Annotated in this window: 10 protein-coding genes and 1 rRNA gene; 9 read left to right on the forward strand and 2 right to left on the reverse strand. The window is 72.8% G+C overall.

From position 1 onward, the window contains the following. Window positions 1-93 (forward strand): 5S ribosomal RNA (rrf, locus tag ACZ4FV_RS49960); the annotation flags it as partial. 2,128 nt (window positions 94-2,221) lie between these two features. Then, entirely contained in the window at window positions 2,222-3,088 is an 867-nt protein-coding gene (locus ACZ4FV_RS49965) for a hypothetical protein (RefSeq protein ID WP_395873808.1), read from the forward strand. Window positions 3,089-3,515: 427 nt separating this feature from the next. Here ACZ4FV_RS49965 and ACZ4FV_RS49970 read toward each other — a convergent pair whose 3' ends face one another. Further along, entirely contained in the window at window positions 3,516-4,775 is a 1,260-nt protein-coding gene (locus ACZ4FV_RS49970; protein ID WP_395873756.1) for a DUF1015 family protein, read from the reverse strand. A gap of 103 nt (window positions 4,776-4,878) precedes the next feature. Here ACZ4FV_RS49970 and ACZ4FV_RS49975 point away from each other — a divergent pair, with 103 nt between their 5' ends. Together ACZ4FV_RS49975 and ACZ4FV_RS49980 are read left to right on the forward strand one after the other, a co-directional pair. Next, on the forward strand, window positions 4,879-5,352 hold the full coding sequence (locus ACZ4FV_RS49975) for a tetratricopeptide repeat protein (RefSeq protein WP_395873757.1): 474 nt from the start codon (window positions 4,879-4,881) through the stop codon (window positions 5,350-5,352). 101 nt (window positions 5,353-5,453) lie between these two features. Further along, a complete protein-coding gene (locus tag ACZ4FV_RS49980) occupies window positions 5,454-6,422 on the forward strand; it encodes an HAD-IIA family hydrolase (protein ID WP_465328002.1) in 969 nt (322 codons plus the stop codon). 30 nt (window positions 6,423-6,452) lie between these two features. On the opposite strand, the gene ACZ4FV_RS49985 is transcribed toward ACZ4FV_RS49980, so the two are convergent. Further along, entirely contained in the window at window positions 6,453-6,794 is a 342-nt protein-coding gene (locus tag ACZ4FV_RS49985; RefSeq protein WP_395873758.1) for an alkyl sulfatase C-terminal domain-containing protein, read from the reverse strand. Between the two features lie 406 nt (window positions 6,795-7,200). Here ACZ4FV_RS49985 and ACZ4FV_RS49990 point away from each other — a divergent pair, with 406 nt between their 5' ends. The 5 genes from ACZ4FV_RS49990 to recN all read left to right on the forward strand — a co-directional run bounded on the left by ACZ4FV_RS49990 (window position 7,201) and on the right by recN (window position 11,771). After that, window positions 7,201-7,800 carry a hypothetical protein gene (locus ACZ4FV_RS49990; protein ID WP_465327999.1) on the forward strand — a complete coding sequence of 200 codons (600 nt, stop codon included), beginning with the start codon at window positions 7,201-7,203 and terminating at the stop codon, window positions 7,798-7,800. Then, window positions 7,797-8,048: a hypothetical protein gene (locus tag ACZ4FV_RS49995; protein ID WP_395873760.1), complete on the forward strand. Its 252-nt coding sequence runs from the start codon at window positions 7,797-7,799 to the stop codon at window positions 8,046-8,048. The genes ACZ4FV_RS49990 and ACZ4FV_RS49995 overlap by 4 nt, the downstream gene beginning before the upstream one ends. A gap of 102 nt (window positions 8,049-8,150) precedes the next feature. Then, on the forward strand, window positions 8,151-8,954 hold the full coding sequence (locus ACZ4FV_RS50000; protein ID WP_395873810.1) for a TlyA family RNA methyltransferase: 804 nt from the start codon (window positions 8,151-8,153) through the stop codon (window positions 8,952-8,954). Between the two features lie 73 nt (window positions 8,955-9,027). After that, window positions 9,028-9,915 carry an NAD kinase gene (locus ACZ4FV_RS50005; RefSeq protein ID WP_395873761.1) on the forward strand — a complete coding sequence of 296 codons (888 nt, stop codon included), beginning with the start codon at window positions 9,028-9,030 and terminating at the stop codon, window positions 9,913-9,915. Between the two features lie 122 nt (window positions 9,916-10,037). Beyond that, the gene (gene recN / locus ACZ4FV_RS50010; RefSeq protein ID WP_395873811.1) at window positions 10,038-11,771 is read left to right on the forward strand and encodes a DNA repair protein RecN; all 1,734 of its coding nucleotides are present in this window, start codon (window positions 10,038-10,040) and stop codon (window positions 11,769-11,771) included. Window positions 11,772-12,298 lie beyond the last annotated feature (527 nt).

A 12,298-nucleotide genomic window follows, 5' to 3' on the forward strand; every position in this document is an offset into this window, starting at 1 on the left:
ACGCCCGGTCTCATTCCGAACCCGGAAGCTAAGCTCTCCAGCGCCGATGGTACTGCACTCGAAGGGGTGTGGGAGAGTAGGACGCCGCCGGAATCAACGTGAGTAAGGGGCCCCACCCCGGTGGGGCCCCTTATTTTTTTGTCCAGTTCTATTTACCGTGGCGACTCCTGTCCACAGGGGCTCAGGGCCACCATCGGGTGCGCCGACTTCGTTCGTCATACGGGACAATGGTGGTCGCGCCACAGGCGACTGCGTACCCGTACGACGATCACGAGGAGCAAATCCCATGTCCAATCCCCCCTCCGAGGGACGGCCGAGTCGCCGTCCCAGTGGATCGCAGTACTCGGGGGGCGGTGGCGGCGGTGATCGCCGGCCGTTCAACCGTGATGATCGCGGTGGCCGTCCGGCTTCCGGTGGTCGTGACCAGGGTGGCCGTGACGACCGTGGCGGTTCGCGTCCTCCGTTCAATCGTGACGACCGTGGTGGCAACCGTGGCGCGGGCGCCGGTCGGCCGCAGTCCGGTGGGCGTCCCCAGTCCGGCGGTCGGGACGACCGCGGTGGTGCTTCGCGTCCCCCGTTCAATCGCGATGATCGTTCCGGTGGCGGTTCGCGTCCGCCGTACCGGTCGGACCGGCCCGAGCGTTCTGACCGGCCTGCCCGCGACGACCGCGGTGGATCGCGTCCTTCGTTCGGCAACCGTGACGACCGTGGTGGCAGTCGCCCGTCGTACGGCAACCGTGACGACCGGGGTGGCTCGCGTCCCCCGTTCAACCGTGACGACCGTGGTGCGGGTCGGCCGCAGTCCGGTGGGCGCGATGACCGTGGGGGTTCCTCGCGGCCTTCGTTCAATCGTGACGATCGTGCGGGTGGGGGGTCGCGTCCGCCGTACCGGTCGGACCGGCCCGCTCGTGACGATCGCCCTGGCCGCGACGACCGTGGTGGGTCCCGTCCGCCCTTCCGGGCGGACGCTCCCGAGCGTGACCGCGGCCAGTCGCGTACGTCCTACGGGGCTCGCGGCGACCACGCGATCGCGCGGCCGGACCGCGACGGCGGTTCGCGTCCGCCCTACAACCGTGACGACCGTGGTGGCAGTCGCCCGTCGTACGGCAACCGTGACGACCGGGGTGGCTCGCGTCCCCCGTTCAACCGTGACGACCGTCGGCCTCCGGCCGGTCGCGACGATCGGCCCGGGTTCCGTGAGGAGCGCGGCGGGGATCGGCGTCCCTCGTTCAATCGTGACGATCGTTCCGGTGGCGGTTCGCGTCCGCCGTACCGGTCGGACCGGCCCGAGCGTTCGGACCGGCCTGCTCGGGACGACCGCGGTGCTTCGTCGCGTCCCTCGTTCAACCGTGATGATCGTGGCGACCGGGGTGGCGCCGGTGGGCGTTTGCCGTTCCGGTCGGATCGGCCGGAGCGTTCGGACCGGCCCGGTCGGGACGACCGCGGTGGTTCGTCGCGTCCCTCGTTCAACCGTGACGACCGGGCTGGCTCGCGTCCCCCGTTCAACCGGGACGAGCGTGGTGGGGACCGTCGTCCGTCGTTCAACCGGGACGACCGCAGCGGTGCGGGCGGTTCGCGTCCGCCGTTCCGGTCGGACCGTCCGGAGCGTTCGGACCGGTCCGCTCGTGACGAGCGGGAGTTCGGGGACCGCGACTACAAGGACGGCGCCAGCAGCCGGCCGACCTACAACGGTCAGCCCGGTGCGCGGCAGCCGTTCCACGAGCGTCGTCCGGCGCCGCGGCGGGACGACCGGGGTTCGGGTCGTCCGGCGAGTGGTGGTCGGGACGAGCGTGGTGGGGACCGTCGCCCGTCGTTCAACCGGGACGACCGTGGTGGCTCGGCGCGTCCCGCGTTCAATCGTGACGATCGTTCCGGTGGCGGTTCGCGTCCGCCGTACCGGTCGGACCGGCCCGAGCGTTCGGACCGGCCCGCTCGGGACGACCGCGGTGCTTCGTCGCGTTCGCCGTTCCGGTCGGATCGGCCGGAGCGTTCGGACCGGCCCGCTCGGGACGACCGCGGCTCGCGGCCGTCGTATGGCGACCGCGGGGATCGTGGTGGGTCGCGCTCCTCGCTCAGCCGGGACGACCGTGGTGGCCGACCCTCCCATGGGGACCGGGATCGCGGGAACAGCCGTCCGTCGTATGGGAATCGGGACGATCGTGGTGGGTCGCGGCCGTCGTTCGACCGTCGGGACGAGCCCGGTTACGTGCCGGTCGAGCGGATGTACATCCCGGAGGACGTGCAGGCCGAGGAGCTCGGTGCGGAGGCGCGGCAGGAGCTGCGCGGGCTGCCCAAGACCCTCGCCGACGAGGTCGCGCGCAACCTGGTGATGATCGGCCGTACGGTCGACGAGGACCCGGAGCTGGCCTACAAGTACGCCAAGGTCGCGCTGCGGCTCGCGTCGCGTGTTGCCGCGGTGCGGGAGGCGGCGGGGATCGCCGCGTACATGGCGGGCGCGTACGCTGAGGCGCTGTCCGAGCTGCGTGCGGCGCGGCGGATGACCGGTTCGAGCGAGCACTGGGCCGTGATGGCCGACTGCGAGCGTGGGCTGGGCCGTCCGGAGCGGGCGTTGCAGATGGCCGGCGCGGACGAGGTCAAAGAACTGGACAAGGCCGCGCAGATCGAGCTGCGGATCGTTGCCGCCGGCGCGCGTCGCGACCTGGACCAGCTCGACGCGGCCGTGGTCACGCTGCAGGTGCCGGAGCTGAACTCGGCGTCGACGAATCCGTGGGTGGCGCGACTGCGATTCGCGTACGCCGACGCGTTGGCGGCCGTGGGCCGGGACGATGAGGCGCGCGACTGGTTCGGCCGGGCAGCCGAGGCGGACACGACGGGCGAGACGGGTGCGGCCGAGCGGGTCGCCGAACTCGACGGCCTCGACTTCACCGACGCGCTCGACCCGGACGCGGAGGATGACGCGGACGCGGAATCCGACGACGTCGACGTCGACGGCTCCGCCGACTCCGACGAGGAGGCCGGGGACGAGGTTGCCGACGTCGAGGCCGAGGTTGCGGCCGAGGACGAGGTTGCCGGTGCGGCGAACTCGGACGTGGTTGCGGATGACGAGTCGGCGGCCGAGAAGGACTGACTTGGCGGTGGGAGGTGAGAAGGGCCTGGCACGTATGTGTGTCGGGCCCTTCTTGCGTTTCGGGCGTGGCCACCGTTGCGCGTTGGTTGGGTTGGGTTGTGTACCCACCCGCTCCACCCGTTGCCTTTGGCGCGGAGGTTGGGGTTTCAGGGGCGCCGGGGTGGCCTGGTCCGGCCCCGCGACCCGGTCCCGCCTGCGAGCCGGCTCGAACCGCGACCCGGTCCCGCTTGTGATCCGGCTCCGCCTGCGACCCAGCGGCGCTCGCAGCCTGGCCCGAGCCGGCTCCGCCTGCGACCCGCCCCGACTGGACCCGCCCCGGCCCAGTCCCACCCGCGACCGCGACGCGACGCCGCCTACGACCCGGCGCCGCCTACGACTTGGCGCCGACTACGAGGCGGGGTCGGTTGTGGGGTGGGGATGGTTGGGGCTACTCGTCCAGGTCCAAGGTTCGTAGCACCAAGCCGGTGGCTGGTTTCGGGCCGAATGATGTTGATTTGCGCGGCATGCGCACGTCTTGTTCTGCCAGCGTTCTCACCACCCGCTCGTCGGTGGGACGGAGCAGGATTGCCGTGCCGCCCGTGTGGTTGGCCTGGCGTACGGCGGCGGTGGCGTCGTGGACGTAGGTGATGTTGTCCCAGTTGTCGGGGACGTGCCAGACGTGATCGAGCAGGGCCGCGTGCAGGACGGTGGCGTCCAGGCAGCGCCACATGTGCGGGCGGTCGGCGCGGATCGCGAGGTCGAGCAGGTCCGGGTCGGGGCCGGTGAGCAGGTGGAAGCGGCGGTCGCCGGCGAGCAGGAAGGCCGGTCCGGTGGCCTGGTCCAGTGCCCACAGGGCGGCCGGCAAAGTGCCGTCGAGGGGGCGGGCCAGGAACGCGCCGGCGCCCGCGTCGCCGTAGGTGGCCAGGGCGTTCAGCGCGTCGGCCGGGCGCAGCTTGGGCAGGACGCGGTGGATCGCGCCGACCCTCAGCGGGTGTCGGACGGTGTCCACGAGCAGCACCAGGCCGCGATCCCAGGGGCCGTTGCCACGGCCGTCCGCGTGCGCGCGGTCGCGCATCCTGGCGTAGGCCGCCCAGCGGTGGTGGCCGTCGGCGATCAGCGCCTTGCGATGCGCGAGGTCCTCGCGGATCGCGGCGAGCGCGTGCCGATCGGTCACCCCCCACAGCCGGTGACGTATGCCGTCCGGCGTGCGCAGACCGACCAGCGGCGACTGGTGGGTGGTCTGTTCCACGATGTCCGAGGCGCGCCCGCCGCCGGTGTACACCAGCAGGATCGGCTCGGGGTTGGCCGACAACTCGGTCATCAGCGCGGCGCGGTTCGCGACCGGGCCGGCCATCACGTCCTCGTGCGGCAGGACCGCGGAGTCGAGCGAGAGGGCGCCGATCAGACCGCGTTGGATGGAGTTGTGGTCGCGCTGTTCGTATACGTACAGCGTGGGCAGCGGGTCGGGGCGCAAGACGCCCTCGGCCAGCCAGGTGCGCAACGTGGTGCCCGCCTGTTCCGCGCTGCGCGGGAGGACCAGGCGCACGATGTTGTGCGGATCGGCGTCCTCCAGCGCGGGTACGCCGCCGGGCTCGACCACGTCGTACGGCGGCGAGGTCACCGAGGCGACGTCCCCCACGTGTTCCGGGTCGTAGCGAAGCCCGCGGAAGGGGGCCAGATCGAGCCCGTTCGGCACTGCGTCGTCCATGGCCGAATGTTACGGGCCCGAGCCCGGGCAAGATCAGGACATCCGATGTCGCCGGCCGCCGGATTTCGCCGGCCGGCGGATGGTCGAGTTGCGGGAGGGCATCATGGCGATGGCTCAGGGAGCCGGCGGGGTGAACGGTGCGCCCACGGGAGACGTGTACGACTGGTATCGGCGTGGCATGCAGTTGCTCTCGTCGGGTAATCCGGCCGCCGCCGCGCAGTTGCTGGCGCGGGCGGCGGACGCGGCGCCGGAGTCGCGCAGTGTGCGGGAGGCGCTGGCGCGGGCCTGGTTCGACTCGGGCAGACACGACGAGGCGCTGCGGCATTTTCGGGCGGTGGCCGAGTCGGATCCGGCGGACGACTACGCGCAGTTCGGGTGGGGACTGTCCGCGTCGCGGCTCGGCGATTTCGAGACCGCCGTGGAGCACTTGGCGCTCGCGGTGGCGATGCGGCCGGAGACCGAGCACTACCGGACGGCGCTGGTCCAGGCGCGGGCCACGTTGCGCGCGAGGGCCGGCGCGTACGGGACGATCGGCAAGGACGGTGGGGACATGGACGACAGGAGCGACGACGCGTGAGCAAGCAGACCTCGGCAGGGACCTCGGCAACGACTTCGACCTCGGCAACGACTTCGGCATCGGGGGTGGACGCTCCGGACGTGGCTGCGGCGGCGGGGGAGTTGGCACGGGAGTACGACGTCGCGCTGCTCGACCTGGACGGTGTCGTGTACACCGGCGCGCGGGCCGTTCCGCACGCGGTGGAGGTGCTGGCCGAGGCTCGGCGGCGGGGAATGGGGCTGGCGTTCGTCACGAACAACGCGTCCCGGCCGCCCAAGACGGTGGCCGAACATCTGGTCGAGCTGGGCATCCCGGCGCAGCCCGAGGACGTGGTGACCTCGGCGCAGGCCGCCGCGCGGGTGGTCGCGGAGCGGGTGCCCGAGGGCGCGGCGGTGCTCGTGGTCGGCGGCGCGGGGCTGGAGGTGGCGTTGCGCGAGCACGGGCTGCGACCGGTGCGGTCGGCGGACGAGGAGCCCGCGGCGGTGGTTCAGGGGTTCGCGTCCGACGTGGGGTGGCAGGCGCTCACCGAGGCGTCGTACGCGGTGGCGCGCGGGGTGTTCTGGGTGGCCTCGAACGCGGACCTGACCATTCCCACCGAGCGTGGGATCGCGCCGGGCAACGGCGCGTTGGTGGGCGTGGTGCGAGCGGCGACGGGGGTCGAGCCGGTGGTCGCGGGCAAGCCCGAGTTGCCGCTGCATCGGGAGACGATCCTGCGTACCGGCGCGCGTCGGCCGTTGGTGGTGGGTGACCGGCTGGACACCGACATCGAGGGCGCGTGCAAAGGGGGCGTGGACAGCCTGTTGGTGCTCACCGGGGTCACCACGCCCGATGGGCTGCTGGCGGCGGGCGAGGGCCGGCGGCCGACGTTCGTGGCCGAGGACCTGCGGGCGTTGTTGGCCGCGCCGGTGACGGCCCGGCCGGAGGGCGGGGCGTGGGTGTGCGGTGGTTGGTCGGCGCGGGTGGTCGACGGCGCGTTGGCGGTCGAGGGCAAGGGCGAGCGGATCGACGGGCTGCGGGCGGCGTGCGCCGCGGCCTGGGCGGCGCCCGCGCCGGTGGACACGGCCGGGGTCGCGTCGCGTCTGGGCTGGTAGCGGGCGCGACCCGAGGTGGGGCGGGCCGGGTCAGAGCAGTTTGCGCAGGACCAGCAGGTCCTTGAACGAGGCGTCCAGCTTGACCCGGCCCTTGGCCCACGCGGCACCGAAGTTGAGTTCGCCGGCGACCAGCGCGATCAGGTCGTCGCCGGTCAGGCTCAGCCGGATCTGTGCCTTGTCGGTGCGCGGCTCGGTGTCGATGTCGTGCAGCGCGCCGTCGCGCAGTCGGCCGGAGAAGGTGACGTCGAGGTCGGTGACGCGGCAACTGAGGCTGCGGTCGAGCTGGGTGGCCTTGCGGGTTTCGCCCTCCGCTCGGCCCATCTTGGCGGACAGTTCCTCGAGGGCCTTGCGGCACTCTTCGACGGTGGCCATGCGAAGGCGTTCCTTCCGTGGGATCCGGTTGGCGACCGTACCCCACCAGGGGTCCGCCGATGCCGGGCCGGGTCGCCGGGTGCGGTCGGCTCGCCTTCCGCCGCCTCCTCCTCGGTCGTCGTCGACGGCCGTGGTCGGCGGCCGTCCTCGGGCCGGCGCCATGTCGTTCTCCGTCCTTCTTCCCCTCTCTCGGCCCCTCTCCGCCCTTCTCCGTCGTTCTCGGCGCGGCCCGCATGTCGTTGCTTCCGGCCCCGCGCCGGTCGAGAGGGTAGCGTCGGAGCAGACCGATCATCGCCGTTCGTATCGCCGCGCAGGCACGCATACGGCGGCCGGAGCAGGAAGGCAGGCGCCGCTTATGCGAGATGTCGTTCGCAGTTACCTTCAGATCGCCAGTGGCTTGACCGAGATGACCCGGCAGCGTGTCACCGAGGTGGCCAAGGCCCTCGTCGAGCGCAGCGGCCTGGACCTGGAGCAGGTGCCCGACCAGGCCCAGGCGTTGCCGCAGTACGTGCAGCAGGTCGCCGAGGAGCTGTACGAGACGGGCAAGGCGAACCGGGACCTGCTCGTGGGCGTCGTGCGCGGCGAGGTGGACAAGGCGTTGTCCCGGTCGAAGCCGTGGACCAAGGATCTGATCAAGGCGGAGGAGGAGATCGCTCGGCTCAAGAGCCGGGTGACCGACCTGGAGCATCGCCTGGCGCGCGCGTCCACGCCGCGGACGGCCCGTCCGGCGACGGGTACGGGCTCGCCGGCCGCGACCCGTGCCGCCGCTTCGCCGGTCGCCGAGCCCGCCGCCCCGAAGCCCGCAGCCGCCCCGAAGCCCGCTGCGGCGAAGAAGGCCGCGGCGCGCAAGACGGCCGCGAACGCGCCCGCGTCGGCTCCGGTGGCCGGCCCGCGCAAGCCCGCGCGCAAGACGAACGGCACCGCCGCGACGAAGAAGGCGACGCCGGCCAAGAAGGCCATCCGCAAGCCCGCCGAGCCGGCCGCGGGCGCGGACGAGCAGTCGTGAGCGAGGGCGCGGACGTGGGCGTGGCGGGCGGCGACGGGTCCGGCGCGGTCGGGCTCGTCGCGCCCTCGGGGCCGACCGCGATCGGGCCGCTCGACGTCGAGCCGCCCGCGCCCACCGGTGATCCGCACGTGGACGCCGTACTCGCCACCCTGAGCCGTGTGGGTGACCTGCCCACCGAGGCGCACGGGTCGGTGTACGAGGATGTGCACCGAGGGCTGCGGGACACCCTGGCGGACCTGGACCGGTAGGTCCGAATCCCGACTCGGGCGAGGGACCCACGCGTGTCGGGCGCGGGAACGGCGGTCCTCGTCGACGACTTCGGCACAACCAAGGAACGGCAGGCACGACCGGTGGCACGACGCAGGCTCGACGCCGAGCTGGTGCGCAGGGGACTCGCTCGCTCCCGGGACCACGCGAGCGAACTGATCGCGGCCGGGCGGGTGACGGTGGGCGGTCAGGCCGCGACCAAGGCGGCCACCCAGGTCGATGCGGGGGCGGCCGTGGTGGTCGCCGCCGACGAGGGCGATCCGGACTACGTCTCGCGCGGTGGACACAAACTCGCGGGCGCGCTGGCCGCGTTCACCCCGCTGGGCCTCACCGTCGAGGGGCGGCGCTGCATCGACGCGGGCGCCTCCACCGGCGGCTTCACCGACGTGTTGCTGCGCGCGGGCGCGGCGCACGTGGTCGCGGTGGACGTCGGGTACGGGCAACTGGCCTGGGCGCTGCGCAGCGACGATCGGGTGACGGTACGAGACCGGACCAACGTGCGTGAGCTGACGCCGGATCAGGTGGGGCCGGCGGTCGATCTGGTGGTGGGCGACCTGTCCTTCATCTCGCTCGGGCTGGTGCTGCCCGCGCTGGTGCGCTGTTCCGCGCCGGACGCGGATCTGGTGATGATGGTCAAGCCGCAGTTCGAGGTCGGGCGCGAGCGGCTCGGCGCGGGCGGGGTGGTGCGTGATCCGGCCTTGCGGGCCGAGGCGGTGCGTACGGTCGCGGAACAGGCCGCGAAGACGGGGCTGGGTGTGCTCGGGGTGACCGCGTCGCCGCTGCCGGGGCCTTCGGGCAACGTCGAGTACTTCCTGTGGATGCGGGCCGGTGCGCCGGAGTTGGACCCGGCGGACGTCGATCGGGCGGTCGCCGAGGGGCCTCGGTGAGCGGCGCGCACGGTAGCGTCACGGCGTACGGGTACGGCTGCGGTCGGTTCGATGCGGACGAGGGGATACGGGCATGAACGATCGCACGGTACTGGTGGTGACGCACACCGGCCGACCTGCGGCATTGCGCAGCGCACGGCTGGTGGTGGAGCGGTTGATCGCGGCGGGCCTGGGCGTACGGGTGCTCGAGAACGAGGCGGACGACCTGGCCCTGCCGGGCGCGGTCGTGGTGTCGGTGGAGCCGGACGCGGCCAAGGGCTGCGAGCTGGCCATCGTGCTCGGCGGCGACGGCACGCTGCTGCGCGGCGCGGAGCTGGTACGCGAGGCGGCGGTGCCGATGCTCGGGGTCAACCTGGGCCGGGTCGGCTTCCTGGCGGAGGCCGAGCGCGAGGACCTCAACGACGTGGTGGAGCGGGTCGTGGCGCGCGACTACGACGTCGAGGAGCGCATGACGCTCGACGTGCTGGTGCGGGTCAACGGCGAGATCGTGCACACCAACTGGGCGCTGAACGAGGCCGCGATCGAGAAGGCGTCGCGTGAGCGCATGCTGGAACTGGTCGCCGAGGTGGACGGCCGGCCGCTGTCCCGGTGGGGCTGCGACGGGGTGGTGTGCGCGACGCCGACCGGGTCGACCGCGTACGCCTTCTCCGGCGGCGGGCCGATCGTGTGGCCCGAGGTGGAGGCGCTGATCATGGTGCCGATCAGCGCGCACGCGTTGTTCGCGCGCCCGGTGGTGGTCTCGCCGAACTCGGTGCTGGCGCTCGAGCTCGCGCCGGAGACGCCGCCCGGCGCGCTGTGGTGTGACGGCCGGCGCACCGTGCAGTTGCCTGCCGGGGCGCGTGTGGAGGTGCGTCGCGGGACCCAGCCGGTGCGGTTGGCGCGGTTGCATCGGGCACCGTTCACGGATCGACTGGTGGCCAAGTTCGCGCTGCCGGTCAAGGGCTGGCGCGGGCGAAAGTGAGTCGCCTTTCCGGGCCGGATCGTCGATACGGTCGTCTGTTCGTGTGTTGAACACACGCCGTTGAACTGCGTTCTTCGCGTGGAGTCCCCACGACCTCGTAGTGTCGTCCCGTGCTCGAAGAGATGCGGATACAGGGTCTGGGTGTCATCGAAGACGCCGTAGTCGAGCTCGCGCCGGGCTTCACCGTGGTCACGGGCGAGACCGGCGCCGGCAAGACGATGGTGGTGACCGGGCTCGGCTTGCTGTTCGGTGGGCGGGCCGATGCCGGGCTGGTGCGCAACGGGACGGGGAAGGCCCTGGTGGAGGGTCGGCTCAGCGTGCCGGCGGACTCGCCGGCGGGGCGTCGGGCGATCGAGGCGGGCGCCGAGCTGGACGACGACGAGCTGCTGCTGGCGCGGACGGTCTCGGCCGAGGGTCGCTCGCGTGCGCATGTGGGCGGGCGGTCCGCGCCGGTCGGGTTGTTGACCGACCTGGCCGACGACCTGATCGCGGTGCACGGCCAGACCGATCAGCAGCGGCTGCTGCGCCCGGCCCGGCAGCGCGGCGCGCTCGACCGGTACGCCGGGGAGGCCGTGTCGGTGCCGTTGAAGGCGTACGGCGGGGTCTATCGGCGGCTGCGCGAGGTGAGCGCGGAACTCGCCGAGATCACCACCCGTGCGCGCGAACGCGCGCAGGAGGCCGATCTGTTGCGGTTCGGCCTGACCGAGATCGAACAGGTCGTGCCGCAGCCGGGCGAGGACGCGGAACTGGCTGCGGAGACCTTGCGGCTGGGCCACGCGGACGCGCTGCGCACCGCGGCGACCACGGCGCACGAGGCGCTGTTGGGCGATCCGGAGACCGGTACGGACGCGGTGGACGCCTCGACCCTGCTGGGCGCCGCGCAGCGGGCGGTGGAGGCGGTACGCGCGCACGACCCGGCGTTGGCGGCGTTGGCGGATCGGCTCGGCGAGGTCGGCTACCTGGTGTCCGACGTGGCCACCGAGCTCGCCTCCTACGCGGCCGGCGTGGACGCGGACCCGGTTCGGCTCGCGGCGGCGGAAGAGCGGCGGGCGGCGCTGTCGGCGCTGACCCGCAAGTACGGAGAGTCGATCGACGAGGTGCTGGCCTGGGCCGAGCGCTCGGCCACGCGGTTGGCCGAGTTGGACGGCGACGACGACCGCACCGAGGAACTGACCGCCGAACGGGACGCGCTGCGGGTCGAGTTGGCGGCGCTCGCGAGCGAGGTGTCGGCGGCCCGGCACGCCGCGGCGGAACGCTTCGCGGCGGCGGTGACCGGCGAGTTGGCGGCGCTGGCGATGCCGTACGCGCGGGTCGGCGTGGCCATCTCCGGGGTGGACGACCCGGACGGGCTGCCGGTCGGCGATCGGGTCCTGGCGTACGGCCAGGCGGGCGTGGACGAGGTCGAACTGCAACTGTCCCCGCACCCGGGAGCGCCACCGCGACCGCTGGCCAAGGGTGCCTCCGGCGGTGAGCTCTCCCGGGTGATGCTCGCCGTCGAGGTGGTCTTCGCCGGCGCCGACCCGGTCCCCACGTTCGTCTTCGACGAGGTCGACCAGGGCGTCGGCGGCAAGGCCGCGGTCGAGGTGGGCCGCCGCCTGGCCCGCCTGGCGCGGGTCGCCCAGGTGATCGTGGTGACCCACCTCCCCCAGGTGGCGGCCTTCGCCGACCGCCACCTGGTGGTGGAAAAGTCCAGCGACGGTACGGTCACCCGCTCCGGAGTGGTCACCCTCGACGACCCGGCCCGAGTCCGAGAACTCTCCCGCATGTTGGCCGGCCTGGAAGACTCCGAACTCGGCCGGGCCCACGCGGAAGAACTCCTGGCCACGGCCGCCGGGGCCAAGCTCGAGGTCACATGACCCTGATGGGCGAAGCGGTTTGGGCGGGTTCGCTGCGGTAGCGGGTGGGTCGCGTGGGCGATCGGCGCGCGCTGTGCGCGTTGCTGCGGATGCGTCTTTGGTTGTTTTGGGTTGTGTACCCACCCGCTCCACCCGTTGCCTTTGGTGCGGAGGTTGGGGTTTCAGGGGCTGCGTGGGGGCCTGATCCGGCCTCGCGGCCCCGGTGTGGTTTGCCGGATGGGTGGGGTTGGCTGCTGCGGTGAGAGGTCGGCCCGCCCGCGACCGGGCCGGCGGATCCGGCTGCGGTTTGGCGCGTCAGCGCCCCCGACCCGCGCCCACCCCAGTGATCGACGCGCGAAGCGCGGAGAGCGGCGGAGCCGCAGGTGTGGGCTTCGTGGCCCGGAGCGAAGCGGAGGGACACGAAGCCCCGAGCGAGGGGGCGCTTTTTTTTTGGGGAGCGAAGCGGGGGGAAGAAAAAACGGCGCCTCGCGAGCCGGCGACGAGATCGGAAGAACACACACCTGCACCCCCACCCCCCGGCCACAAAG

This window comes from Embleya sp. NPDC025285 (assembly GCF_055558835.1).

What these genes read in the sequence shown, in the direction of transcription:
- ACZ4FV_RS49965 (WP_395873808.1), top strand. Translation starts at nt 2,222, where the DNA reads ATGTACATCCCGGAGGACGTGCAGGCCGAGGAGCTCGGTGCGGAGGCG.
- ACZ4FV_RS49970 (WP_395873756.1), bottom strand. Translation starts at nt 4,775, where the DNA reads ATGGACGACGCAGTGCCGAACGGGCTCGATCTGGCCCCCTTCCGCGGG.
- ACZ4FV_RS49975 (WP_395873757.1), top strand. Translation starts at nt 4,879, where the DNA reads ATGGCGATGGCTCAGGGAGCCGGCGGGGTGAACGGTGCGCCCACGGGA.
- ACZ4FV_RS49985 (WP_395873758.1), bottom strand. Translation starts at nt 6,794, where the DNA reads ATGGCCACCGTCGAAGAGTGCCGCAAGGCCCTCGAGGAACTGTCCGCC.
- ACZ4FV_RS49990 (WP_465327999.1), top strand. Translation starts at nt 7,201, where the DNA reads ATGACCCGGCAGCGTGTCACCGAGGTGGCCAAGGCCCTCGTCGAGCGC.
- ACZ4FV_RS50005 (WP_395873761.1), top strand. Translation starts at nt 9,028, where the DNA reads ATGAACGATCGCACGGTACTGGTGGTGACGCACACCGGCCGACCTGCG.
- recN (WP_395873811.1), top strand. Translation starts at nt 10,038, where the DNA reads ATGCGGATACAGGGTCTGGGTGTCATCGAAGACGCCGTAGTCGAGCTC.